The organism is Bifidobacterium sp. UBA4282 (assembly GCF_002394995.1).
Lineage (GTDB): Bacteria > Actinomycetota > Actinomycetes > Actinomycetales > Bifidobacteriaceae > Bifidobacterium > Bifidobacterium pullorum_B.
Genome location: NZ_DGVO01000041.1, coordinates 50,899 through 76,289, shown reverse-complemented (window position 1 = coordinate 76,289; position 25,391 = coordinate 50,899). Strand labels below are relative to the sequence as shown.

Sequence of the window (25,391 nt, the reverse complement as noted above, 5' to 3'; positions counted from 1 at the left end):
TACTGCGGGAAGGTCTTTCCCGGATATACGACACTCACTAATTGAGGGAAGAAGCAGGTCAAACTATGCCTTCGCGTATACGATACTTCGACATCGCTAAAGGTATCGCGATGTTGTGCGTAGTGTTGGGTCACAGCATCCTTATCACCAATGCATTCACACCTGTCGGGACCGGACAGCTTACCATACTCAATGTTTGCTTCACTTTCCATATGCCACTGTTCTTTATCCTTTCCGGTTATTTTATGAAAGTACCGGGAAAATTCTCTTGGGAGAAGGAAAGCCGGGAACTACTAGCCACATATGCCATTACTGCAACGGCGACAATTGTCGTCAATACAATTTTGGCGTTTATCCTACGTACCGGCACCAAAGCGACATTCGCTGGATGGGCAGCGGCAGCCTTCTATGGTGCGGGTGATTTGGCCACAAACTACTTATGGCCTGTGCCATATCGTATCGGGGCCATATGGTTCCTGCTCGCCCTGTTTTGGGCGCATTTGTTTGTTTATTGGATTTCCCGAAGGAAACACCCATTGCTGTGGGTGGTTTTATTTTTTCTTGTAGGGTATTTCAGCGCGAAGATTTTCTGGCTTCCGTTGAGCATCCAGTCAGGTATGACAGCCACAGTGTTCCTGTATTTCGGTATTGATGCCCGTCGGCACCGTTTACTGGATGCATTCCGTCAACGTCCGTATTTGTGGATTCTCACAGCAGCCATCTGGATCATTTTCATTTGGAAGTTCACCGGCTTCAGTATGGCAATGAACAATTACGGTGTGTATCCTATTCTTGACCTTTTTGGCTCTTTATGCGCATGTCTGTGCATAATGGGAATCGCTATGTTATGCGATAAATGGCTGGATATGATAAGCAGGGGTCTAGCGTTGATCGGCCGTCATACGTTGGCAATTCTTTGCGTACATCTTTTCGAGGACAACCTCATACCTTGGGCTGTAGTGTTGCCATGGTTGTCTGCCATAACCCATGAGCATATGACAGGTCTCGTTCTTTTCGTAGTTCGATTTGCCATCGATTGTTTGCTTGTTTGGGGTCTATATCATGTGCCCAAAGTAAATGAAGTTTTCTTTCCGATATTACGGAAAAGACAACTGAAAGTCTGAATTGACCCCTCGTTGAGGGGTCAAACTTATTCAGACAAACAAGAACCATGAATATACTTGCCACCACAGTCTGCTACCTAGAGGGGTAGACGTCTGGGCGACAATATGTAGAAAAGTATATATCCATGTAATCACAATAGCTGTTACTACGATACCAATGATGATTTTTGTCAATCTAAATGACGCTAATGTGTACGTATATTCGCCCCCTACTGGCACAGTGGATACAGAATCTTGTATTTCAGATATTACTATAAAGCACAGGGCAAAAAGCAGCATGATTGCCCAGCCGAAATCAAGGATATAGCGCACGTCATATCCGACGATATGAACATCGAAACTGAATACCACAATAAGATAGGCTATAGTTCCGAGAAAAAGGGGCACAAGTTTCTTTTGCCTTAATTCATGTCGCCAGTTCCACAGTAGCAGCACAATTACCGTAAAAGGAGCGATTAACGTGAAGTATCCACCGTAACTGGGCTGCATGGGGGTCCATATCCCCATTTGCTGTTGTGTGGTTATTGAGAAGGGAAAAGATAGTGTGAGGTACGGAGGCTGAAAGAAGTAAAGGAAAATCAACGGAACCAGTTGAGTCCATGGAAGATCGTGGTGGGTCATATCGTAACCGGTAAGGTTATAGTTCGCACCAAAATCAAATGGACTACCAAACCGAGCGTGATTATACGCTAGCAACGGTATGAAAACCACAAGGAACGGCAACAACGCACACGTCCACGTACCGATTTCATTAATGAGTCCTTTACGGTCTTCGCGTCCTTGCCGCCACAAATCGGCAATATCTTCACCGAAAATTGGAAGTGCCAGAACTGCAGCCAAAATCAGCTGCGGACGACATCCTAATGTCAGGGCCATGAAGAAAGAGCCTGCTACTAACCAACCCTTGTTGAGATTGGTCAATTTAGATTTGAACCAACATGCCAGTGCAATGAATACGCAGGCCAAACCAAGAGTTTGTGGAATTTGATAGAACAACATGTGCTGAATGGTATATGACAGCGGTAAGCTAAAGGATAGGACTGAAACAGCCAGCAGCACACTTCCAGTGCTTACCCGTACGCCGCGAGAAACCAACCAACGAGCAACTTGCAGTAATGCGACGATTCCAGCGATCATGACGAGTAGCACTAAGATGATGATAGCTATACCTACGTTTAAGTTATTGCCGGTAATTAGCCTATAGGGGGCAAACAGCACCAGCGCGGGCAATACACCAAAATAGCAGTAATATTTCCCGTCCTTAAATGCAACATCAAAATAAATAGGGGTGTTATCAGTTGTGGTTTGGGCAATCTGTGTACGTAGAGCATAATCATAAGGGTTATTCATTTGCGCCAAATCACTATTAACTGGCAAATCCAAGTACACATGTCCTTGTAGTAACGCATTAGCCAGATGCGCATACTGGTCAAAATCGACCATGCTGCCGTTGGCCATTTCACTTTGACCTGAAGGTGCCTGCAGGCCGCCAGCGACGAGCCACGCACAAAAAAGGAAACCAATTTGTACCATTGCAGCAATAGCGATTCCTACTCTGTCGAATAGAACATTGCTGCCGAAACGTTTGCGATATAGAAATGATCCAGGACGAAACAAGATGATGATGGCAGCGATAACGATTTCTAATCCCAATCGAACGATATCAATATTAAAAGGGATGACGGGATTAACTGTGATATCAGACAGAGGAATAACATCACCGTCCGTTACTTTGTACTGAAAACGAACTTCCGTGGCCCCGCCGCCAACATGCGAATATCTGGAAATATGAGATATGGTAGAATATCCGACAGTAGCTGTAGCGGCATACCAATTACTATCAGTTGATTTTTTCGTAAAAATAGTCCAGCTAAGCGATTGATCAGCACTTTCACCAGCTGATGGCTCTACATATAGGTAATCGATGGGTTCATCGCTGGCAATGGAGCGCCAAGCTTCATCGCTATCAGTTACTTTCGCGGTTCCATCCTTCTGCACTTGCAAACCGGTACCGATACCAGTGATATTGGCCTCGGTAGGAGTGGTGTTCAACGTTTGCCAGAAAGGCAAATTGAACAGAAAAATCTCGATGACTGCAAGGAACACGATTACTACAATCGGGACGATGTGGGAACGAATGAGGCGAATAAAATTCCCTCCCGTGCACATTACATCTTGCTTCTTCATTCTGTTTAGTATACCCGCACGATCCGTCGGCCACCATCGCGGCTATAGTGGTAAACATGCCAGTTAAGAACAAAGAACCGAAGGTTGCGATACTTCTCCCCTGTTACAACGAAGAAGTCACCATCGGTAAAGTCGTCCGGGACTTCCAGATGACACTGCCTAACGCCGCTATCTACGTCTACGACAACAACTCCACAGATCACACCGCAGAAATCGCTACGCGAGAAGGTGCAATCGTCCGCAAGGAACCGCGTCAGGGCAAGGGCAATGTCATCCGCGCCATGTTCGAGGACATCGATGCCGATGTTTATATCATGGCCGACGGTGACGATACCTACCCGGCCGATGCCGCCCCAGCCATGGTCGAGAAGATTCTCGAAGGCTATGACATGGTGATCGGGGATCGCCTCAGCTCCACATACTTCCAAGAGAACAAGCGGCCGTTCCACAACTTCGGCAACCGACTAGTCCGCGGCTCGATCAACACTCTGTTCGGCGCACACGTCACCGACATCATGACCGGATATCGCGCATTCTCGTTCACGTTCGCCAAGACCTATCCGGTTCTTTCCCGCGGTTTCGAGGTCGAGACCGAGATGACGATCCACAGCCTGAACAACAATCTGCGACTCTACGAGATGCCGATCCAGTACCGGGACAGGCCTGAAGGTTCGGTTTCCAAGCTTGATACCGTGGGCGACGGCATCAAGGTCATGAGCACCATCTTCCGGATGATCCGCGAATACAAGCCGCTGCCGTTCTTCGGCGGGTTCGGGCTTCTCTTCGGCGTCATCGGGTTGATTCTGACCATCTCGGTAGGCATCGATTTCATGCATACCGGTATCGTGGCACGATTCCCCACGCTCATCGGTGCGGTTATGCTCATCATCGCAGGCCTCCTGCTCATCGTGGCGGGCATCATCCTCGATGTCATCGCCAAGAACAACCGAAAGACCTTTGTCATAGACACCAATAGATTCGCTTTCCTGAAGCGGCATCATAGCTGATTATTCGACAACACCTTACAGGGATGCCTCCATATCCGACAACAGATACGGAGGCATCCCTGTTATGTACGAGAATCCGTCTACTTGATCGTCCACCGTTGCGCCTTGGTGCCATTGCCCGCGTAGAGCTGCACGTTCGCGCCGTTTGAGGTCATACCACCGTAGACGTCCAGTACCTTTCGGTCGTGCATGCCGGAATAGAACGTATAAGACCCATCTGCGTTCTTGATCGCAATCCACTTCTGCGCCCACGTGCCGTTCGATGCATACTGTTGCACATTCGCCCCATCCGCGGTCGAGGCTCCATTGACGTCCAATACCTTGCCGGAGCCGGCATTCGTCAATGTCACGTATCCCTTGGAATCATGCGTCACCCGCCACCGCTGCGCATTGGTACTGTTGGACTGATACAGCTGCACATTCGCACCGTTGGCGGACGAGCCGCCGGAGACATCCATTACCTTGCCCGATTGCAACGCGGTCTCCACCACGTACGTGCCGTCGGTCAGGTCTCCGCGGTGCTTGCTGGCCAGCTCATCCAAATACTCCCGCACGGTGGGCGCCTTGCTGATCGTCCACTGCTGGGCGTTGGTGCCATTGGCCGTATACGACTGCAATTTCACCGAATTGGCTGCATTGGCGTTGGGAACATCGATGGCCTTGCCCGCCTTACTGTTCAACAGTGCAACCTTCGAGCCATACTTCACAGCCACCCACCGCTGGGCCTGCGTACCGTTCGCCGCATACTGCTGAACCGCACCACCATTACCCATGGTGCCACCGGCAATCTCTACCAATTTCCCGGATTTGACATTAGTGATCTGGTACACACCGTTACCGACCTCTGCGAACCGATATTTCTGCGCATCGGTGTCGTTCCAGCCATACAGCTGAACCGCAACCTTGTTGGCGGTCGCCCCACCGGCGATATCCATCACCAGCTTGTTATTGATGGCGGAGGCAATCTTCACCGTGGTATTAATCGGAATCCCCGCATCTACGGAAGACAACAGGAACCGTTGCGCGTTGGTGCCGTTCGGCTCATACAGTGCGATTGCCGTACCATTCGCAGTAGCGGCACCGGCCAAATCCAAAACCCAATTCCCCAACGCTGATTGCAGATAATACCCGGGATTAGCGTCGCGAATAAACCAACGCTGTGCGGCACTCCCATTCGGCTCATACTGCTGTACCACCGCGGAGTTACCCGGCACCGCGTTCAATACGTCCAACGCTTTGCCGGAATTCACATTGGTAATCACATAGCTGCCATCTGATTGCTTGGTGAAAGTAAAACGTTGCGCACCGGACTTGTTATAGCCGTACAACTGGGTCTTTACGCCATTCTGCGTTCCGCCACCGGCAATCTCCAGACTCGACGAATCCTTCAGATACGCATTGATGTAATACGTGCCGTTCGGAATTTCAACCTTGGTCATCGACGTAACATCGTGCGACGCCTTATACGTCTTATTCCCAAACGCATTCAGATCCACCGATCCCTGGATGCCGGCCACGCTCCCCTGGGACGTGTACTGCCAGCCGCGATCATTCGTGGCATAGGGGAAGTTGGTGCGGGCACCGTAGCTGGCGACCCATCGCGTCTTGTTGCGGATGTTGGCGGAGTTGAGCGCGGTATCCAGATAGTTCGTGTACGAGTACACGGACAGGTTGTTGTATCCGGCGGCCTGCAACTTGGCATACCAGGCGTTCACGATGCCGTCGTACACGCTCGGGCTGGTCGGCGGCGTGTGACCGGTCCACGTCCACTTCTCCAGATCGTAGAACACCGGATAACTCAGGTCGCCCGGCTGCACGTCGGCCTGCCGCAGCAGGTTCACCATATCATCGCCTTCATAGGCGGCGGTCGTGCTGTCATACGCGTACGAATACGAGTAGATGCCGAACGGGATACCCAGTCGCTTGCATTCGCTGATGTTGCGCAGGGCCTGCTTGTCGAACCCGTTGCCCCAGCCGTAGCTGATGCGGATGATGGCGCCTTCCACGCCGTCGTTCTTGGCTTTCTGCCAGTCGATCTGCCCCTGCCATTCGGACACGTCGATCACGCCCTTGGCCTGCTGCGCGAACAACGTGCCATCGGACTCGAAGAACGCGGGCGTGCCATTGTACGTGCCCCAGTGGGCGCCATACGAGTTGTTCTGCAGGGCTGCGGGCCGCACCACGACACCCGCCGCACCGTCGTCCGCGACGTCCCGCTGCGTCTCCGCAACGTCGCCGTCGTCTTCCGTATCGGCCGCGTCATCGGGCTCCGCTTCGGCCGCGGCGTCCCCCATCGCCTCCTTGACCTCGGCCACCTCAACCGGAATGAACGATTCGCCGTCGGTTTTGGCGAGCGGATCGGCCGGCTTGTCCACCGTGCCGACGAGCTGCGGATCGGTCACGGTGTCCCCGGTCTCCAAATCCATCACCTCGCCGGCGTCGGTCACAGCCAGTTCCTCCGAGACCACCGTCGCGTCGTCGGGAATCTCCTTGCTTACGGTCTGCGGCAGGTCCTTGGTCGGATTATCCGGCATCGACTCCGCTTGATCCGCTGACGGTTGGCTCTGCAGAGAAGGCGATTCGTCCGCCGATGCCGGGGTTGCCGAAGTTCCCGTCGAGGCTCCCGTCGTCTCATCCAGATTCGTATCGGTCAGCGCATACGCGGGCATACCCGCCATCGAACAGGCGAACGCAGCGGACGCCGCAACGGCGAACAGCTTGGCGAAATGGGGCGCAACCATACGATCTCCCTCACAACAACATCGACTTCCATCGAACAACTTATCCGGAATGACTCTATCCCATACCCACCGTATGCACCCGTGACGGCCAGGGTTTGCGCGAATCGTTGACAATTCCGAATCTGAAACGTGCCTCACACCATGATGCACGAAATCGACAGCACAAAACCCGAATAAGCAGGATCGACCAAGCGATTTGCCGCTCAATAATTCCCCAAACGAACGCAGACATCGAAATATGCGAAGGAAAATAACAGTGAATTGCGATATTTTATTGAATAATGGCGTATTGAATTTACCCAATAGCGTAGAATAATAACCATCGAATTAATCACAAACAATGGAGGTAAAATCATGGCATCATTGCAGGGATTTCAGGAAGTATCCCTCGCGGCACCGGTCAGCAAATCCGTGATGACGGTCACGGATTCCGTGGTGCGCTTCAACAAGGCCACGGCGGCGGAACTGGGTTATCCGGCGTACGTGCACGTGCTCGTCAACGAATCGGCCAAGCAGATCGCCATCCAGGCGTGCGCCGACAAGGATGAGAACGCGGTGAAATTCAGCAAGCCCGCGGACAAGCAGACCACGTCCATCAGCGTCAAGGCACCGGCCGTGGTGGCGGCCGTGACCGCGTTCTTCGAACTGCACAACCCCTCCGAGGACGAGATCGACTACCGCTCCATCCCCGGCGTCGGTCAGCCCGACGACAAGGCCATCATCTTCGCCGTGGCCGACGCCAAGGCCGGCACGATGAAGAAGCGCGGCCGCAAGAAGGCGGCTGACGCGGAGTGAGCGGGGATGCGCCGCGGGAATCTGCCGCACAGCGCACGACGGGTTCCCGCGGCACCCCAAGCAATACACCAAACGTTAAGGTGCATCCGAACCCGTTCGGATGCACCTTTTATCCCCGCAAATATCGACATCTTTTTTTCTCACAGCGTTCATTGATGCATGCACATGAACGCAATGCCTCCGGATGGATCCCAATATCTCCGCATCGAAGCAGGACCGGCGCTTCCGCCGGCAACCCGCGCATGCCGTATCTTTCCAGCCACGGTCGGTAGGATGGAACCAGACGAGCCGGCTGACGGCGGACGACGCCGAACGCATAACAGAAATGGGGCGTGCGATGGATGTGATCACGGACTGGCTGCAGCAGCATGCGGGCAAGGTCATCCTGCTGGTTATCGTGATGGCGATCGCCATGATAGCCACCAAGGTCGTGGTCCGCGTGACCAACGAGGTACTGGGCCGGGCCAGCATACCGAATGCGTCGATCTTCGCCAACATCCTGCGCGTGATCATCTGGGCGGCGGCGATCACCATCGTGCTGCAGCCGGTGTTCGGCGTCAACCCCACCACTATCCTGGCGGCGCTTGGCGTCGGCGGCGTCGCGATCTCCCTCGGCATGCAGGATACAATCGCGAACATCATCAGCGGGTTCGGGCTCATGCTCGGCAAGGTGATCCAACCCGGCGATCTGGTGCGCATCCAGGGCACCACCGGCGTGGTCAAGGACATCACCTGGCGGCAGACCGTCATCCTCGAACGTGGCGGCAATCAGATGGTCATCCCCAACTCGGTGCTCAACACGTCGTCGCTGGAGAAACTCACGCAGGCGTCGGAGGGGTACGTGCCGGTGCCGTTCACGGTGGCCGCAGGCAGCGACCTGAAGGAGGTCGAGCGGCGTGCGCTGGACGTGGTCAACAAGGCGACCGAGGGCATGCGGCTGGAGAATGTGCCGACGCTGGTCAAGTTCACCGGGTTCACGCCGTACGGCATTACCGCGGAGGTGCAGGTGTACGCGCGGTTCGACGTGTTCCCCTCCACCGCGGCCGACGCCGCGGCGCGGGCGCTGGCCGGGGCCGACTTCATCGAACAGCATGCCGGCGCCGGCGCAATCGCCGCGGAGTAGTAGCCGGTCAGAATAGGCCGTACATCGATAGGGCGATGAGCGCGGCGCACATGGCGATGTAGATCACCATGCCCGGGTTGCCGAAGGCGGTCTGCCCGCCCAGGCCCTTCGGCAGCTGCTCGGGCGTGGTATAGAACTCGAACGTGCGACGCTTGGTGATCAGCAGCACCACGCCCGCAATCGACAGGGCTATCAGCAACAATCCATACCCGGACACCAGCATCATGCCGGCACCGTTCTGCGCCAGCAGCGCCTGGGCCGCAGCCGCATCGGTGGTGTCCGTGGTGGCGAGCGCCTCCAAGTCCACCTGCGAAAGCACCCATGGAGCCAGCACCGAACCGTTGAAGTTGATGATCATGTGCATCGCAATCGAATACCGCAGTTGGCTCGTGCGCATGTACACGTAGCCGAACATCAGTCCCAGCCCGAATGCGTAGAAGAACTGGAACAGATTCAGGTGGAACAGCGCGAACATCAGGGCGGACAGCAGAATCGACAGTTTCTCGCCATACCGGCGGGTGCGGCTGATGATCTGCTTGCGGAACATCCACTCCTCGAAGATCGGTCCCAGGATGACGCCGAAGACGATCATCGACGGGTCATTGGCCATGGCCAGATCCGCGATCGCGTTCTGGGCCGTGCCTCCGGAGAGAGTCATCGACAGCATGTTGCCGATGATGTTGCCGCCATACATGATCGGCAGGCACATGAGCAGCAGCGTGAAGAACCGGCCGGGAGTCATCGGGAACCTGCGAGTCGGCAGTTCGGGCGCCGCCTTCATCAGCATCAGGCCCATCGGCATGGCGATCAGGTACAGCGGACCGCTGGAGATGAGGAACTGCAGCCATATCGGCGCATTCACGGCGTTCTGCCCCATCGCCCGCACCAGCATCATGGACAGCGCCATGTTCAGCGCCACCCACACGGCCAGCATCACGCATGCACCGGCACCGATGCGGCCGAACCGCCAGCGCGCCTGAGTCAGCCAGTCCATTGCCGTTCCTTTCCTCAAAACGGTCCAGTTCAGCCTCAGTCTAACCCACACCCCTTAGCCGTCTGTTCCAGCCAGGTCAACTGTTGAAAAACCTGTGGGAACCAGCCCCGCTAAGCGCATAACTCAACAGTTGAAAAGTGGAACTGTTGAGAAGTCGGCGGAAAACGGCGCCGTTAAACGCATAGATCAACAGTTGAAAGATGGTCCTGTTGAAAAGTCGGCGGAAACAGGCCATATTGCACACACAAGTCAACAGTTGTCGGGGCGGCGAGCCATCCGAGCCGGCCGCCCCGACAATCCTCACACCGCCAACGCGGGCACGGCCCTGGGCGCCACCACCACATCGGAGCCGACCGCCAGACCGGCCGGCAGCTCGCTGGCCGGCAGCTGCACGGTCACGCGCAGCTGTTCTCCGCCGTTCCACCGTTGCCATTCCCCGGAGCTGATCACCGTGTCCACACGGACCAACGCGCCCAGGAAGTGGATGGTCTCCACGCGCGCGTGCTCGCCCACATTGGAGGTGTTCGTCTCGGCCGGAGTCAGCGTCAGCGCCTCCGGGCGAACCAGCACAGCAACCAGCGGACCTTGCTGGGAACCCTCCAGCAGCGGCACGCGCTGGCCGAACACCACAGCCTCGGAACCGTTGGAGCCGCCGGGCAGGCGATTGGTCAAGCCGATGAACGTGGCCACATATTCGGTGGCGGGACGCTGGTAGAGGTCCTGCGGAGCGGCGATCTGCTCGATGCGCCCGTGGTTCATGACGCCGATGCGATCGGCCACGGCGAGCGCCTCCTCCTGATCGTGGGTCACGAACACAGTGGTGGTGCCGGTTTCCAGCTGGATGCGACGAATCTCGTCGCGCAGCTGCACACGAACCTTGGCATCCAGCGCGGACAGCGGCTCATCAAGCAGCAACACGCGCGGCGAGATGGCCAGCGCACGGGCCAACGCCACGCGCTGCTGCTGGCCACCGGACATCTGCTGGGTGTACTTGCCGGCCTGATCGGTCAGGCCAACCAGCTCCAGCTTCTCCATGGCAATCCGACGGCGTTCCGCCTTCTTCATGCCGCGCACCTCCAGCCCGAATTCCACGTTCTGCAGCGCGGTCATATGGGGGAACAGCGAATAGGCTTGGAACACCATGGCCATGTTGCGCTTGTTCACCGGTGTGGCGGTGACGTCCTGACCTCCGACGAGGATACGTCCGGCTTGGATGTCCTCAAGTCCGGCGAGCGCGCGCAATGCAGTGGACTTGCCGCAGCCGGAGCCGCCGAGCAGCACCACCATCTCGCCGGGTTTGATGTCCAGGTTGAAGTCGTCGAGCGCCTTGCTGGCGGCTCCCGGATAGATCTTGTCCACATGCTGCATGCGGATGCCGCCGCCGCGTTCGGTGGAGTCCTCGAGAACCGCCTGGGCGGCTTCGGTTACGGTGCTCCCCAGATCGGTGTCGGTAAACGATTCCGACGCTTCGGCCACAACCGCCTTCTGATCGGCGAGAGTCATGATTACTTACCTTCCTTGGATGTACGCATGGCGGTGGAAATCAGGTCGAGCGCCACCAGCAGTATCACGCCGAACATCAACGCGAGCAGCGACATGGCAGTGGAGACCTGTGAATTCGACTGGCCGAGCTGGTAGAGCGCGACCTGCAGGTTCATACGGCCGAGCAATGAAGCGACCGTGTACTCGCCGAGCACTACGGCGATGGAAATGAACGAGGCGGACAGAATCGACTGCCACAGGTTCGGAATGATCACGCGGATGAACACGTGCAGCCAAGAGGCGCCCAGCGAACGCGAAGCCTCCACGAGGGTCTTGACGTCGATGGAGTTCAGCCCTACCGCAATCGATCGGAACGCGAACGGCATGACCAGCACCACGTAGGCGAAGCACAACCACACGGGGTCGGTGCTGAGCACGTCGGCGGACAGCCATCGGTAGATCGGGCCCAGGCCCACCACCAGCACGATCGCGGGAATCGTCAGCGGCAGCGTGGCCACCCACTCGATCGCACGCTCCAACCGGCGGGAGCGGATGTGCACGATCACCATCGTCGGCACCATGAGCACCAGCATGATCACCACCGTGACCACGCACAGCAGCAGCGAAGAGCCAAGTCCTTCCCACAGCACGGTCAGATCCGCGCCCAGCGACTCGCCGTTGCCGGTGAAAATCGCCTGCCACGGGGCCAGACTCCACTGTCCGGACAACGGATGCCGTACCGTGAACAGCAGCATGGAGGCCAGCGGAATGAATAGAAACAGCAACGTGAGCGTCAGCACAATCGCCTTGATGATGCGCTGTTTGCGCAGACGTGCCGCACGCAGCTGCGGCGGGTTCGCGGCGCCCACGGTCCTGTGCGCGGTTTCGGGATTCACTGCCATCGTCCGGCCCTCTTTTCGATGATGTGGCTCAGCAGCATCACGATCGCGACGACCACGACCATCGCGAACGCGAGCACCTGTGCAAAACCCTGCTGGTTCGGATCCATCTCGTTGCGCATCGCACCCTGGATCATCAGCGGCACGAGAATCGCCCGCTGGGAGAACAGGGCCGCGGCGGTGGCATACGCGGAGAACGCGTTGGCGAACAGCAGCAGGAACGCGGAGATGAAGCGCGGCGCCAGAATCGGGCAGGCCACGCGCGTCCAATACTGGACGGTGCTACCACCCAGGCTTTCGGTGGCCTCGCGCCACTCCGTGCGGATCGAATCGACTGCGGGCAGGAAGACGATGATCATCAGCGGGATCTGAAAATAGCTGTAGATCACGATCAGACCCGGCAGCGAGGACAGCCAGTTCGGGTCCACGGTCACGCCGAACAGCTGCTGCAGCAGCATCGCGCCCACGCCGTTGATGCCGATGGTGGCGATGAACGCGAACGCGAGCATGACACCGCCGAACTGGGCGAGCACCGACGAGATGGCGGAGACCATGCGGCGCAGCAGGCCGTCCGGCTTGGCGCCGATGACCAGCGCGTAGGAGGCGAGCGCGCCGACGACCGAACCGATCACCGCGGAGATGATCGACACCGTAATCGACGTGCCGAAGCTGGCGATGGTGTTCGGCTCGGCGAGTCGGGCGAAATTGGCGAGCGTGAAGCCGCCGTCGGCACCGGTGAACGCGCCGACGACCACGATGATCGTGGGCACGAGCAGGAAGCAGGCCGTGTATGCGAAGAACGGAACCGTAACGCCCACGGTGCCGAGTTCCTTGCGATGCGCGGCGACGAAGGAGGTAGCGGACGGGCCCGCCGTCTTACGGGCGGGCCGTCCCTGTGCGAGTGCGATGGTCATGGGATCAGTTGCCGATCGTCGCGTCCCAGTTTTCCTGCAGCCACTCGGTGATGCGGGTGGAGTCCTCATTGGTGTAGCTCAGCGAGTCGCCCTCGAGTACGTCCGCGTCGGCCAGAATGTCCTGGTCCACGGTGCCCTCGTCGATCATCGACTGCAGCAGGATCGGGTTGGAACCGCCCTTGAGCCACAGATTCTGGGCCTCCGGGCTGTACAGGTACTCCATCCACAGGCGGGCGGCCGCCGGGTGCGGGGCGTCCTTATTGATGGACTGGTTGTAGTAGCTGACCACTTGAGCCTCGGGGAAGGTGATGTATTCCCAGTCCACGCCCTTGCTCTCCAGGCTGGCCTCATAGGAGGCCTGGTTGTAGGTCCAGTCGAAGACCACACCGGTCTGGCCGGAGTCGATGGTGCCGTTGGTCACGTCCACCTGGGTCAGGTTGCCGGCGTCCTTGAGCTCCTTGAAGAAGTCCAGGCCGGGCTGCAGGTTGTTCAGGTCGCCGCCCTTGAGCGCGTTGACCATCACGAATCCGTTGAACGCGGCACCAGCCTCGGCAGGCTTGCCGTTCAGAGCCACAGTGCCAGCGAACTTCGGGTCGAGCAGGTCGTCAATCGATTCGATCTCACCGTACTTGTCCTTGTTCCAGCCAACGGACATAATGCCGGTATAGTCGCCGTAGTACAGGCCGTCCGGATCCTTGAGCTCATCCGGAATCTTGTCCCAAGCCTGTACCTTGTAGGGTGCGAAGTAATCGGTGTTGGTGGAGGCCACGGCCAGACCGGTGTCGAACACATCCGGGGCGGCGTCGGTGCCGGCGTTGGTCTTGGCGGCATCGATCTCCTCCTTGGAGGAGGCGTTCGGGTTGAGCTCGGTGACTTCGATCTCCGGATACTTCTCCTTGAAGGTCTCGATGACCTCGCCCCAGTTGGACCAGTCGTGCGGCAGAGCGATGACGTTCAGCGCGCCCTCCTCCTTGGCGGCGGCCTCGAGGTCCTCGAAGCTGCCGAAGTCGGCCACGGAGGTGGCGGCGGCCCACTCCTCGTTGGCGTCGGAAGCCTGGCCGGCATTGTCGCCGCCGGCCGCGTTGGCGGAACCGCAGGCGGCCACGGACATCAGCATGGCGGCGGCGAGTGCGCCGGCCGCGATCTTACGCAGGGAATTCATCTACGTTCCTTTCCTCGGTGACATTCGGCCCGGCAACGATGAGTGGCTTGCCGGCCGTTCACGATTCAGGAGCGTAGGCGGCCAAGTTAACGCCAGATTGACCTCCTCATGAACCCCCAACGGATTATGGCGACCATCCGCTGAACTTTCGGTAACATGCCGGCTCCATAGGTCAACTGTTGAAAAGATGGCGGAAACTACCCCAATTAAGCGTATAAGTCAACGGTTGAACAACAGCCTTGCAGAAAAGGTGGTGGGAACTCACCTCATGTCAGGCTGCGGGCAACACATTCAGTTGGGGATTGTCATCTTCAGTTGGAAACCTATCCGCCATCATCGCCGTCGAATACCGCCAAATATGGCTTTGCCTTCAGTTGGAAACCCGAAAAGTTTCCAACTGAAGGCAATAATCCCCTACTGAGCTCAGAGCACGCCCTCGATCAGGGTGGTGATCAGATCGGTGTAGCTGAGGCCGGTGGCCTCCCATGCCTTGGGGTACATGGAGATCGGGGTGAAGCCGGGCATCGTGTTGATCTCGTTAATCATGATGGCGCCGTCGGCGGTCACGAACGAATCCACGCGGCTCAGGCCCATGCCGTCCACGGCCTTGAACGCCTTGATCGCGGTCTCGCGCACGCGCTGCAGCGTCTCCTCCGGCAGGTTCGCGGGCACCTCCACATGCGAGGCGGAGGAGTCCATGTACTTGCTGTCGAAGTCGTAGAACTGGTCGCCGCCGTCCTCGCGGCGGTCGAGCACGATCTCGCCCGGCCAGCTGGCCTTCGGTTCGTCGCCCGGCTTGGCGCACAACACCGCGCACTCAATCTCGCGCGCGTCGATGCCCTGCTCGATCAGCACGCGCCAGTCATGGTGGGAGGCCTCGAACACGGCGGCGGCCAGTTCGGCCGCATCGCCCTCGCGCTCCACCTTGGTCACGCCGAAGCTGGAGCCGGCACGCGACGGCTTGACGAACAGCGGGTAGCGCAGGCCGGCGGCCTCGACCTCGGCCATGATGGCCGCGGCGTCGGAGGCGAACCCGTCCGAGGCGTCAAAGGAGCGCGCATCCAGCGTGACGCCCGGCGCCGTGGCGATGCCGGCGGCGTTCAGCAGCACCTTGGTGTAATGCTTGTCCATGCACGCGGCCGAAGCAAGCACGCCGCAACCGACGTACGGCACGTTCATCATCTCAAGCAGACCCTGAATGGTACCGTCCTCGCCATACGGGCCGTGCAGCACCGGCAGCACCGCATCGATATGGCCGAGGGATTCGACGGTGTCACCGCCGACCAGGAACCCGTCGCAGCCACGGCTCACGTCCAGCAGCACCGGACGGGACTCCGGGGTGACCTTGACCTCGGGCAGGGCGTCGCCGCTCAGATCCCAGCCGCGCGGATCCTCGCCGTTGACGATCCACTGGCCGTCCTTGGTGATGCCGACCGGAATCGGTTCGAAACGCTCGGTGTCCATCGCCTTCAGGACGCCGGCGGTCGAGATGCAGGAGATCGGATGCTCATCCGCCTTGCCGCCGTACAACACCACGATGCGCTTCTTAGCCATGCTGCCCATGTCCTTTGTCTCGTGTTTCATTCAACCGATCAGTCGACCGATTCGATCAGATAACCGGGTACCAGCCTACCCGCAGCCGTGCTCTACGTCGGCGCTTCCGCATGTGTGCATGGACCATTTGACGCAGTAGATTCACAAACCCGCGATAAAAGGGTCTTGCTGCTCCCGTCTGATTGCAAACGCCAGCCCAGCGAAATGGCTCCGTTCGCTCACTCCTCGGTGATATCGGGACCGAACAGTTCGGCAAGCATCTCGCTGCAGCTGATGCCGCGATCCAGCACATGGCTCATCGCGGTGGCCAGCGGCGTCGGTACGCCGAGCTTCCGACCCAACGCCACCACGGCGTCGGTGGTCGGCACGCCTTCGGCCACGCCGTTGCTCACGCGCGTCGCCTCCTCCACGCTCAGCCCCTTGCCCAGGTTCGCGCCGAACGTGTAGTTGCGGCTCAACGGCGACCCGCAGGTGGCGATCAGATCGCCCACGCCCGCGAGCCCGCAGAACGTCTTGGGGTCGGCGCCGGCCGCCTTGCCCAGCGCGGTCATCTCGGACAGGCCGCGCGTCTCGATCATCGCGGCGGTGTTCTCGCCATAGCCTGCGCCACGCGCCATGCCGACGGCGAGCGCGATCACGTTCTTCAGCGATCCGCACATCTCCAATCCGATGACGTCGGTGGTGACGAACGCCTTGAAATAATGCGTGGTGCAGGCGTGAGCCACACGGCGCGCATTGTCGATGTTCGTGCAGGCGACGACGGTGGCGGCCGGCTCCCGCGCAGCGATCTCCTTACTCAGATTCGGCCCGGAGATGGCGGCGAACCGATCCTCCGGCAGGCCGAGGGTCTCGGTGACGACCTCGTCCATCCGTTTGCCGGTGGTGCGTTCGATGCCCTTCATCAGGGAGACGACGATGGCGTCGCCGGGAATCAGGTCGCGGAACGGTTCGAGCGCGACGCGGGCGGCCTGCGCGGCAATGGAGACGATGATGATCTCCGCTCCTCTGACGGCCTCGGCGCGATCGCCGGTGGCGGTCATGTTCTCGGGGAGACGTTCGACGCTGGGCAGGCGGACGGCGTTGTGGTGACGGTCGCGGATGCCTTCGACGATTTCGGGTTCGATGGCCCACATCGTCACGTCGTTGCCCGCATCGGCCAGCACCTGACCGAATGCCGTGCCCCACGCGCCTGCGCCCAGTACCGTGATCTTCATCGTTCCGCTCCTTTGCCGATCGGTCCACTATGTCTCAAGGTCTGCGGTCATCCTACCCGCAGGTATGCACGGGACTCCCGCCGCCCGACGAACGGGCGCCGCACCAGGTTGTCCGCATGTGCGCCGCTACCGACACGTGCGCGTGCGAGCCGCCGCCCGCGCACGCCGCGTATCCGGCTCACCACGCCTGGCGACGCATGTTGCGGTAATCCCAGTATCCTTCGGCGGGCATGCGTTCGCCGCGGATCTCTTCCATGACCTCGTTCATGCGGCGGAAGACGCGCATCGTCAGCTCCGACACCTTATCGGCGGGCGGCTCCTCGCCCCAGGAGTCCATGTCGGCGAGCAGGTCGGCGTAATCGAGTTGCTCGTCGTAGCACATGACCACGTTCTTGCGCGGCCAGGGCCACCACTGGTTGATGCTGGCGGCGCCCCAGGTGACGGCGCAGAAGATCGGCACCTGACGGCCCAGGCGACGGGAGGATTCGAGCGCGATGTAGCCGATGCCGGGCTTGAGGCTCATGACCCATTTCTGCGGGTCGCGGGTCACAGTGCCTTCCGGCCAGATGGTCAGCGGCCGGCCGGAGGTGATGATCTTGATCGACTCCTCCTCGATGGCCTTGGCCTGGCCGCTGCGGCGCGGCACCGGCTGCATGCCGACGAGCTGGAACCATTTGCCAATCAGAGGCCACTTGGCCATTTCGGCCTTGGCCATATAGCGGGGGCGACGGCCCATGTGGAACAGGCTCATCATCGGCACGAACACGTCATACATGGTCACATGCGAGGCGGCGGTGATGAACGTGCCGGTTTCGGGGACGCGTTCGAGGCCCCAGGCGCGCACCTTGCTGCGGTTGCGCAGCACCTTGGAGACACCTCCGAGCAAACGCTCGGTGGCCTTGGGGTTCTGCGCGTTGATTTCAGCGGTGTTGGGCGTGCGCGGGCCGGTCGGATAGTAGCGGGTCGGGTCCACGAGGTGATGTTTTGCGTCGAGGCGTGCAACCTGCTCATCACTGAGCGGCTTGACGGCTGAACGCGGGGAGGGTTTTCCTTTCGATGCCATGGTTCCATTGTGCCGCACTCCCCCGAACTTCGATTACGGCACGCACCGTTTGTCCGAATCGGGGGATTCGTTCGTAACGGCGTCGTATGTGAACGCTCACTCGACAGAATCCCCCGATTCGGACATTCGAATTTTACATACCGACCGACGGTATGTATACTGGGATCACAAGCTCGATCAGTAGATTGGCACATGCGGACGGGTACGGAAGGAAAGCCCATGGCACGCAACGCACACCCGGAAGTCACACGGCGGCGCATCCTCGATGCCGCGCAGAAGCTGTTCTCCGAAAAGGGATTCGAACACACCTCGATGCAGGACATCGTCAATGAGCTTGGCAACCTCTCCAAGGGAGCGATCTACCACCACTTCCCCGGCAAGGAAGCCATCCTTGAAGAACTCACGCACCGCGACTTTGCAACCAGCCACGACCTACTCAACGAACTACGCCAACGCACCGACCTGACCGGACTGGAGAAGCTGCGCGAGCTCATACGCCGGTCAATCACCAACGAGACGCATCTGAACATCCAACGCGACGCCGCCCAGTTCCTTGAGGACCCCACCACGCTGGCCCACAACCTGCAAAGCTGGCAGACCACGGTGGCCAACGGATTCCACACCCTGATCATGGACGGCGTGGAGGACGGCTCCATCACCACCGAATACCCGCGCGAGGCTGCCATCCTGCTCTCACTGCTACTCAACTACTGGGTCGCCTGCGCCCCCACCGCCGCCGACACCGAGCCCCGAACGAGATGCGTGGCGACCATGCTGGCCGCCATCGGCCTGCCGGTGCTCAACGAGGAGTTGATCGATCTGACCGTTCGCGGATTCCAGGCCATCAACGCCCCGAGCTTCTACCCCGAACCGCACGACACCGCCGACGATCGCAACCGCTAGCCCCAGCGCCCGCAGACCCCTGCACGTCCCCGGCAATCCTTGCGCTATCCGCCGTATCCGCCCCGTTGTTCGTCCACTTTGACGGCCGGCGCGATGAACACGTGACACCATGCGTATGACAATCGGGAATCAAGCTTATGATAATCAGGAATGAATGCTATGATAATCAGGAATCAAGCTTATGATAATCAGGAATGAGTTGATATGATTCCACGCGCGATCACCCCCAAAATGGTGGATTTGCTCACGAAATTCCCCATTCTCAGTCTCACTGGGGCACGACAATCAGGCAAGACCACGTTGCTCAGGGAGCAGTTCTCCGATTATCGTTATGTCAATCTTGAGCAAGCCAACGTTGCAAATCTGGCTCGAACAGACATCAGAAGCTTCCTGTCCCTGTATGACAACAACGTCATCTTCGATGAAGCGCAGCGAGTCCCCGACTTGTTCTCCGAATTGCAGGTTATGGTCGACGAACGCCGTCAGACACCTGGACAGTTCATCCTGAGCGGCTCCCAGAACTTCCTGCTGATGAACAACATCACGCAATCGCTGGCCGGACGCGTGGCCATCATGCATCTGCCGCCACTGTCCCATATGGAACTTACCGCCGCCGACATGATGCCGTCGACTACCGACGAATGGACGTGGCGCGGCGGATACCCGCGCCTATATGACATCGACATCGCCCCCGAGGACTATTTCCCGAACTACATCAGCACCTATGTGGAACGCGATGTACACCGCGAGCTCGGAGTCCAAAAACTGACGGAATTCCGCACGTTCCTCACTCAATGCGCACTGCACACCGGCGAACTGGTCAATTACGCCGCACTGGCGCAAGGCAGCGGGGTGGACGCCAAGACGGCCACGGGATGGCTGTCGCTACTCGAATCGAGCTTCATTACCTTCCGGTTGTACCCCTACCACCGCAATATGGGCAAACGTCTCGTCAAGACCCCGAAGCTTTATTTTCACGACACCGGCTTGGCCGCCCACCTGCTCGGCATCGACTCCCCAGAAGAACTGCTGTTCAGCAAATTCCGAGGCCCTTTATTTGAGAATGCCGTGATCAGCGAACTCGTCAAGCAGTACCAAGCGCAAGGCAAGCGACCGCACCTGTATTTCTGGAGAGATACCAATCGCAAGGAAATCGATCTACTCATCGAAAAAGGCGGCTCTCTGCGCCATGCCATTGAGATCAAGGCCGCCAGCAGCTACGATTCCCACGCTTTTGGCCCGATTAGTGATTTGTCATCGCAGCTCGGTTTAAACTCAACCGACTGCGCAGTGGTGTATGGCGGCCAAGAATCGTTCAATACCAAATTCGGACGGCTGATGACCGTTAATCAGCTCGACCAGCTCGTGGCGTGATTGCCCATCCGGGGTCACGGCGCATGGCGTGCTGTTCTTACCCTCGGATACGTGACATTCCAAGACATATAGTTCCGCCGTCACTGCGTACTTGCTAATCGGCAAGTACGCGGTGACGGCGTTTCACACAGTTTGGAGGAAACGGGCGCGCCCGCAGACATCCGCCCGGTTTCACCGTCCGACGATCAGTCCACGTCGGCGCCGAGGGCGGCGAGCTTGCCGCGGAAATCGGCGTAGCCACGGTCGATCAGCGAGATGCCGTGTACATTCGACGGACCGGAGGCCGCGAGCGCCGCAATCAGGTGGCTGAAGCCGCCGCGCAGATCCGGCACGTCGATGTCGCGACCGGTCAGCGGTGTGGGCCCGAAGATGACGGCCGAATGCTTGTAGTTGCGCTGCTGGAAGCGGCAGGGCAACGAACCGAGGCATTCGCGGTACAGCTGCACGGTCGCGCCCATCTGCACAAGCGGCTTGGTGAAGCCGAAGCGGTTCTCGTACACGGTTTCGTGCACGATCGACAGGCCCTTGGCCTGGGTGAGTGCCACGACCAGCGGCTGCTGCCAGTCGGTCATGAAACCGGGATGCACGTCGGTTTCGATGGCCACCGGGTTCAGGTCGCCGCCCGGATGCCAGAAGCGGATGCCCTTGTCGGTGATGTCGAATTCGCCGCCGATCTTGCGGAACACGTTGAGGAAGGTCATCATCTCCGGCTGGGTGGCACCCTTGACGAAGATGTCACCGTGGGTGGCGAGCGCGGCGGACGCCCAGCTGGCAGCCTCGATGCGGTCAGTCAGCGAGGTGTGCGTATACCCCTTGAGCTCCTTGACGCCTTCGATGCGGAAGGTGCGGTCCACGTCCACGGAGATGATGGCACCCATCTTCTGCAGCACGGCCACGAGGTCCATGATCTCAGGCTCGGTGGCGGCGCCGGACAGTTCGGTCTTGCCCTCGGCCAGCACGGCGGCCAACAAGGTCTGCTCGGTGGCGCCGACCGACGGGTACGGCAGATGAATCTTCGCTCCCCTCAGGCCGTTCGGCGCGGTGATGTGGATGCCGTCGGCGTGGTCCTTGTCCACATCGGCACCGAGCTTGCGCAGGGTTTCCAGATGGAAGTCGATGGGTCGGCCGCCGATGTTGCAGCCACCGAGCGCCGGGATGAAGGCCTCGCCGAGGCGATGCAGCAGCGGTCCGGAAAAGAGGATCGGGATGCGGGAGGAGCCGGCGAGGGTGTCGACATCGGCCACGGACGGCATCTCCACATGGGAGGCGTTGATGGTCACGACGCCCTTGTCGCCGTTGACGTCCACGTCCACGCCGTGCAGGCGCAGCAGGTCGGACACGACGTGCACGTCGCGGATTTCCGGCACGTTCTTGAGCACCGAGGTGCCCGGCGCGAGCAGAGCGGCCACCATGGCCTTACTGACGAAGTTCTTCGCGCCACGCACCTTGATGGTGCCGTTCAACGGCTTGCCGCCCTCGACGTGCAGGACGTCTTCCTTGTTCTCGGCCACAGTCAACCTCTTTTCATGGAAACACACTGTATTCCAGTGTGCCACAACGCTTGTGGCGACGCGGTGAAATGCGCCAGAAGCGGTAACGCGCTTCGCACTGTCCCCTTTTTGGGGGAATCCCGCCCCTCCCCACCGCGCGGGAGAAGACCGCGCAACGGATGGAGGCAGGAAGCACGCTGCCATCTCTCATCGGAAAAGACGCAACCATAAAGTCAGCCCGGCCACGGCCCCGCACTAGAGAGAGGACGGGGCAATAGGACGACGAGACGACTCAGCGGGACTTGATGCGCCGGGCCAGCCGCGCGTCCCACATGGCACCGGTGGCGCTCATCACGGCGTCGGCGCCGGCCGCACGGTAATCGTCGTAATCCAACGGTTCCACCACGCCGCCCACGCCGATAATCGCGAAATCCAACCCGAGTCGTTCACGGATCGCAGCCAGGCGCGCGACCATATCGAGTCCGGCGTAACGGATCGCATGTCCGCACACGCCGCTGCGTTCCCGGCCTGCGCCGGGCAACGCCTGATTGCCGTTCGCATCGACGAGTCTGGCGGAGATCGTATTGATGGCGGCGATGGCCTGCACGGTGCCGCGGGCCACGGTCTGCCGCACCATCAGCTCCAACGCCGAGTCGTCGGTCACGCGCGCATAGGTGTAGCGACCCGCCCCGGAGTCCTGCGGCCACGGTTCCGTTGCCACCGGCGGGATGTACGCCAGTTTGATGATGAGAGGACGATCGGCGATCTCGTTCTTGACCGCTTCGGTGATGCGACCGACCAGATGCGGATCGTGGCACAACAGCCGATTATGTCCTTCGTTGGGGCAACTGGTGTTCATGGCCATCAGTCCCGCGCCCGTCTCACAGACCAGCCGCGCGGTGGTCACGTGATCGGCGATGTAATCGTCGGTGGACATGCCTTCGACGCGCGAACCCTGGAAGCTGGGCACCAGCAGCTGCCCATGGCCCGCCGCCGCGATGGCTCGGCGCATGTCCGGCTGCCAGATGTCGGGGTCGCGCGAGGGCACGCCGAAGGAGTTGGAGATGGAGATCGGCGTCTCGTAACGGGTGTCGGCGAGCACGCCCTCGTCAAGTTCGGGGCTGCCCGGAATCAGGAGGCCGTCGGCGGACCGGGGATGCACGGCGAGGACGTTGGGGAACGCGTTGCAGCCCCAAGCCCGCGACCGTACGGTTTTGTAGACGGCCAGGTCGAACCCCATGCGGAATGCGGCGGTGGTGAACCGTTCGTTGAGCAACGGTCCGGCGGGGATGCCGAACGGCAGGCTCACCGGGAAACCGAGGAACGATTCGCATGGCGACGTTGCAGACTGATTGTCCACCCGCGCCGGATCCGCCAACGCCTGCGCGAAGGCACCGAACGGGCCTTGCACATAATTGTCCTCATAGGTGCGGTTGACGTCGTAGAACGGCTCGAAAGACTGGCTCATGGTTCCATCTTGACACACGCCACCCCCGCAATGTGGTTGTTTTCCGATCCGCGACCAACCACATACGCGCGGCCGAATGCACCGCATCCATCAGGTTTAGACTCGCCGTGCCTGACTCGCATTTGGCACTGTCCCCATGCTGTGTTATGGTTATATCTTGTGCTTGAGATGCGCCTGCATCGAGAACACCATGGAGGATTCGCCTAGTGGTCTATGGCGCACGCTTGGAAAGCGTGTTGGTGTAACAGCCTCACGAGTTCGAATCTCGTATCCTCCGCCATCAGGGTTTTGAGCTATGCTCAAAACCCTTTTTCGTTGTTCGGTCACGCAACAAGCGTATCGGTCTTGACCCCGGCACGGTTGCAGGCCTCGCTGGCATCGTCAGACTCGCAAGACGTCTCGTCCTCCAACAGCTGCAACACAGTATCACCGTATTGCTTCGGCTCGCAGAGGATCAGCGCCAACGCGGCCTTACGGGCCAAGTCCTCGTTGGGCATGCGCGCCATCGCCACGGCAGCCATGCTGGCGCCCACGCTCATCATCGAATCCTCCTCGTCGCCGGGTGCATCACAGCACGGCGTGACGCCGCACGACCCATCGCACACCCCATCGAGACAGGATTCATCGGCACAATCGGCGTCACGTCCCTCCGCATCCAGCATCGCATCGCACTCCGACTGGCTGAGCCCCGTGTATTTCGGCAGGTCGGCGGTTTTCACCTTGCCCGAAGCAACCGCCGACTCCATCGCACACCGCACCTGATCATCCGCGCAGGCGCTGAGCACGCATACCGGCATCACCAGAAATCCGATGTCCTTGACGAACCCCACGAATCCACGCAGCTGTTCCACACCTCTATCGAACAGCTCCCGATCATGGTCCTCGAGTCCCAGCCACAGCATGCCGGCATACGAGGGACCCATCAGCGAATTCGCCACGTCCTGCAGATACGCGGGATTACGCCACAACGGCAGATCCGGCTTGTCTCCGGTCCGCTCAACGTCCATGAGGATCTCATGCGCCGCGCAGTCACTCCACTCATTCCACAGCGATTCAAGGGCCTCGATCAGCCGTTCGGCGTCATACACATAACGCGTATCGACCTCCGCGAACCCGGGAGCGCGTTCCCCGTCCAACACCGTCACCTCTCCGGCGGCGAGCGCACGCGCATAGTCCAGATCCGCCGCCGCGCGCAGCTCCTTGATGTAATCCACCACGCGCCGGTAGCGCATATCGGGCAACGCACCCATCCCGAGCACCTTGTCGTCCTCACGCAGCATGCACATACCCAGCCATGGCTGCGTAATCATCATGCCGGCGATATCCAGGCTGCGCGGCTCTCGTCCGCCCCATCGCAGCATGCTGTATGCGGCGAGCCGGTACATCTGCGCGCAATGGTCATGCATGGCCCGCTTCTGTTCGCGCTTGTTGCCGTACCGTCGTCTGCCGTTCCGCGCGCAGCGTTTCGCCAATTCCCGCGCGGGCACCGGGTGGATGAGCAACGGCGTGCGGTCCGAGGGCTCCCCCACGAACAACGCCTTGGAAGCGTCGTTGACCAAGTCGTACAACCATACCGTCATGCCGTATTTGCGCACCACGGACGCCGTTCCCTTCATGAACCGCCGACATTCCGTAATCAGATCGCCCATCAGAGACGATGCGGCCGCGCAGATGGTGGTGGTCCAGCCGCCGCAACCGTATACGTCATCGGCCAGGACAAACAACCGGTGGTCCAACGGATCCCGTCGTTCGGGATGGGCGCAGGCCTCGCGCATCGCCTCGGTCGAGGTCAGCTCACCGAAACGCCGTTCCAAACGGTTGACCGACTGCAGGAATCCGACGGTGTCCATTGCCAAGATAGCCATGATGTCCCCTTTGCCGCGCCATATGCGACTGC

Annotated in this window: 19 protein-coding genes and 1 tRNA gene; 7 read left to right on the top strand and 13 right to left on the bottom strand. The window is 59.5% G+C overall.

Features of this window, described 5'->3' with window-relative positions; genetic code table 11:
• Positions 1-41: 41 nt before the first annotated feature.
• Positions 42-1,124, top strand: a complete 1,083-nt coding sequence (locus tag B4C31_RS06825) for an acyltransferase family protein (protein WP_291531867.1) — start codon at positions 42-44, stop codon at positions 1,122-1,124.
• Positions 1,125-1,154: 30 nt separating this feature from the next.
• On the opposite strand, the gene B4C31_RS06820 is transcribed toward B4C31_RS06825, so the two are convergent.
• Entirely contained in the window at positions 1,155-3,311 is a 2,157-nt protein-coding gene (locus B4C31_RS06820) for a hypothetical protein (protein WP_291531866.1), read from the bottom strand.
• Positions 3,312-3,367: 56 nt separating this feature from the next.
• Here B4C31_RS06820 and B4C31_RS06815 point away from each other — a divergent pair, with 56 nt between their 5' ends.
• Positions 3,368-4,318 (top strand): glycosyltransferase family 2 protein, encoded by a 951-nt coding sequence (locus B4C31_RS06815; protein WP_291531865.1) that lies wholly within the window; start codon positions 3,368-3,370, stop codon positions 4,316-4,318.
• 80 nt (positions 4,319-4,398) lie between these two features.
• Here B4C31_RS06815 and B4C31_RS06810 read toward each other — a convergent pair whose 3' ends face one another.
• Positions 4,399-7,059, bottom strand: a complete 2,661-nt coding sequence (locus B4C31_RS06810; RefSeq protein WP_291531895.1) for an RICIN domain-containing protein — start codon at positions 7,057-7,059, stop codon at positions 4,399-4,401.
• Positions 7,060-7,413: 354 nt separating this feature from the next.
• Between B4C31_RS06810 and B4C31_RS06805 the strand changes: the two genes are divergently transcribed.
• Both B4C31_RS06805 and B4C31_RS06800 read left to right on the top strand, forming a co-directional pair.
• Positions 7,414-7,854 carry a hypothetical protein gene (locus tag B4C31_RS06805; RefSeq protein WP_291531864.1) on the top strand — a complete coding sequence of 147 codons (441 nt, stop codon included), beginning with the start codon at positions 7,414-7,416 and terminating at the stop codon, positions 7,852-7,854.
• 337 nt (positions 7,855-8,191) lie between these two features.
• Positions 8,192-8,977, top strand: a complete 786-nt coding sequence (locus B4C31_RS06800) for a mechanosensitive ion channel family protein (protein WP_291531863.1) — start codon at positions 8,192-8,194, stop codon at positions 8,975-8,977.
• 7 nt (positions 8,978-8,984) lie between these two features.
• Here the strand turns inward: B4C31_RS06800 and B4C31_RS06795 are convergent, their stop codons facing one another.
• The 8 genes from B4C31_RS06795 to B4C31_RS06760 all read right to left on the bottom strand — a co-directional run bounded on the left by B4C31_RS06795 (position 8,985) and on the right by B4C31_RS06760 (position 18,259).
• A complete protein-coding gene (locus tag B4C31_RS06795; protein ID WP_291531862.1) occupies positions 8,985-9,971 on the bottom strand; it encodes a CPBP family intramembrane glutamic endopeptidase in 987 nt (328 codons plus the stop codon).
• Positions 9,972-10,271: 300 nt separating this feature from the next.
• The gene (locus tag B4C31_RS06790; RefSeq protein WP_291531861.1) at positions 10,272-11,474 is read right to left on the bottom strand and encodes an ABC transporter ATP-binding protein; all 1,203 of its coding nucleotides are present in this window, start codon (positions 11,472-11,474) and stop codon (positions 10,272-10,274) included.
• Between the two features lie 2 nt (positions 11,475-11,476).
• Entirely contained in the window at positions 11,477-12,355 is an 879-nt protein-coding gene (locus B4C31_RS06785; RefSeq protein WP_291531860.1) for an ABC transporter permease, read from the bottom strand.
• Positions 12,346-13,266, bottom strand: coding sequence for an ABC transporter permease (locus B4C31_RS06780; protein WP_291531859.1), 921 nt, complete (start codon positions 13,264-13,266; stop codon positions 12,346-12,348). The genes B4C31_RS06785 and B4C31_RS06780 overlap by 10 nt, the downstream gene beginning before the upstream one ends.
• A gap of 4 nt (positions 13,267-13,270) precedes the next feature.
• A complete protein-coding gene (locus B4C31_RS06775; protein ID WP_291531858.1) occupies positions 13,271-14,428 on the bottom strand; it encodes an ABC transporter substrate-binding protein in 1,158 nt (385 codons plus the stop codon).
• 423 nt (positions 14,429-14,851) lie between these two features.
• Positions 14,852-15,982, bottom strand: coding sequence for a D-alanine--D-alanine ligase family protein (locus B4C31_RS06770; RefSeq protein ID WP_291531894.1), 1,131 nt, complete (start codon positions 15,980-15,982; stop codon positions 14,852-14,854).
• Between the two features lie 218 nt (positions 15,983-16,200).
• Positions 16,201-17,196 carry an NAD(P)H-dependent glycerol-3-phosphate dehydrogenase gene (locus B4C31_RS06765; RefSeq protein ID WP_204386518.1) on the bottom strand — a complete coding sequence of 332 codons (996 nt, stop codon included), beginning with the start codon at positions 17,194-17,196 and terminating at the stop codon, positions 16,201-16,203.
• A 178-nt stretch (positions 17,197-17,374) separates the two neighbouring features.
• On the bottom strand, positions 17,375-18,259 hold the full coding sequence (locus B4C31_RS06760; protein ID WP_291531857.1) for a lysophospholipid acyltransferase family protein: 885 nt from the start codon (positions 18,257-18,259) through the stop codon (positions 17,375-17,377).
• Between the two features lie 219 nt (positions 18,260-18,478).
• Between B4C31_RS06760 and B4C31_RS06755 the strand changes: the two genes are divergently transcribed.
• Together B4C31_RS06755 and B4C31_RS06750 are read left to right on the top strand one after the other, a co-directional pair.
• A complete protein-coding gene (locus B4C31_RS06755) occupies positions 18,479-19,162 on the top strand; it encodes a TetR/AcrR family transcriptional regulator (RefSeq protein ID WP_291531856.1) in 684 nt (227 codons plus the stop codon).
• Positions 19,163-19,366: 204 nt separating this feature from the next.
• On the top strand, positions 19,367-20,536 hold the full coding sequence (locus tag B4C31_RS06750) for an ATP-binding protein (RefSeq protein ID WP_291531855.1): 1,170 nt from the start codon (positions 19,367-19,369) through the stop codon (positions 20,534-20,536).
• A 185-nt stretch (positions 20,537-20,721) separates the two neighbouring features.
• Here the strand turns inward: B4C31_RS06750 and murA are convergent, their stop codons facing one another.
• Positions 20,722-22,047, bottom strand: coding sequence for a UDP-N-acetylglucosamine 1-carboxyvinyltransferase (murA, locus tag B4C31_RS06745; RefSeq protein WP_291531854.1), 1,326 nt, complete (start codon positions 22,045-22,047; stop codon positions 20,722-20,724).
• A 271-nt stretch (positions 22,048-22,318) separates the two neighbouring features.
• Positions 22,319-23,494: a diguanylate cyclase gene (locus B4C31_RS06740; RefSeq protein WP_291531853.1), complete on the bottom strand. Its 1,176-nt coding sequence runs from the start codon at positions 23,492-23,494 to the stop codon at positions 22,319-22,321.
• 192 nt (positions 23,495-23,686) lie between these two features.
• Here B4C31_RS06740 and B4C31_RS06735 point away from each other — a divergent pair.
• A tRNA-Ser gene (locus B4C31_RS06735) sits at positions 23,687-23,774 on the top strand.
• A 43-nt stretch (positions 23,775-23,817) separates the two neighbouring features.
• Here the strand turns inward: B4C31_RS06735 and B4C31_RS06730 are convergent.
• Positions 23,818-25,359, bottom strand: coding sequence for a hypothetical protein (locus tag B4C31_RS06730; protein WP_291531852.1), 1,542 nt, complete (start codon positions 25,357-25,359; stop codon positions 23,818-23,820).
• Positions 25,360-25,391: the final 32 nt, after the last annotated feature.

Coding starts and splice junctions, on each gene's coding strand:
- B4C31_RS06820 (WP_291531866.1), bottom strand. CDS start 3,311: ATGAAGAAGCAAGATGTAATGTGCACGGGAGGGAATTTTATTCGCCTC.
- B4C31_RS06815 (WP_291531865.1), top strand. CDS start 3,368: ATGCCAGTTAAGAACAAAGAACCGAAGGTTGCGATACTTCTCCCCTGT.
- B4C31_RS06810 (WP_291531895.1), bottom strand. CDS start 7,059: ATGGTTGCGCCCCATTTCGCCAAGCTGTTCGCCGTTGCGGCGTCCGCT.
- B4C31_RS06805 (WP_291531864.1), top strand. CDS start 7,414: ATGGCATCATTGCAGGGATTTCAGGAAGTATCCCTCGCGGCACCGGTC.
- B4C31_RS06800 (WP_291531863.1), top strand. CDS start 8,192: ATGGATGTGATCACGGACTGGCTGCAGCAGCATGCGGGCAAGGTCATC.
- B4C31_RS06795 (WP_291531862.1), bottom strand. CDS start 9,971: ATGGACTGGCTGACTCAGGCGCGCTGGCGGTTCGGCCGCATCGGTGCC.
- B4C31_RS06790 (WP_291531861.1), bottom strand. CDS start 11,474: ATGACTCTCGCCGATCAGAAGGCGGTTGTGGCCGAAGCGTCGGAATCG.
- B4C31_RS06785 (WP_291531860.1), bottom strand. CDS start 12,355: ATGGCAGTGAATCCCGAAACCGCGCACAGGACCGTGGGCGCCGCGAAC.
- B4C31_RS06780 (WP_291531859.1), bottom strand. CDS start 13,266: ATGACCATCGCACTCGCACAGGGACGGCCCGCCCGTAAGACGGCGGGC.
- B4C31_RS06775 (WP_291531858.1), bottom strand. CDS start 14,428: ATGAATTCCCTGCGTAAGATCGCGGCCGGCGCACTCGCCGCCGCCATG.
- B4C31_RS06770 (WP_291531894.1), bottom strand. CDS start 15,982: ATGGCTAAGAAGCGCATCGTGGTGTTGTACGGCGGCAAGGCGGATGAG.
- B4C31_RS06765 (WP_204386518.1), bottom strand. CDS start 17,196: ATGAAGATCACGGTACTGGGCGCAGGCGCGTGGGGCACGGCATTCGGT.
- B4C31_RS06760 (WP_291531857.1), bottom strand. CDS start 18,259: ATGGCATCGAAAGGAAAACCCTCCCCGCGTTCAGCCGTCAAGCCGCTC.
- B4C31_RS06755 (WP_291531856.1), top strand. CDS start 18,479: ATGGCACGCAACGCACACCCGGAAGTCACACGGCGGCGCATCCTCGAT.
- B4C31_RS06750 (WP_291531855.1), top strand. CDS start 19,367: ATGATTCCACGCGCGATCACCCCCAAAATGGTGGATTTGCTCACGAAA.
- B4C31_RS06740 (WP_291531853.1), bottom strand. CDS start 23,494: ATGAGCCAGTCTTTCGAGCCGTTCTACGACGTCAACCGCACCTATGAG.
- B4C31_RS06730 (WP_291531852.1), bottom strand. CDS start 25,359: ATGGCTATCTTGGCAATGGACACCGTCGGATTCCTGCAGTCGGTCAAC.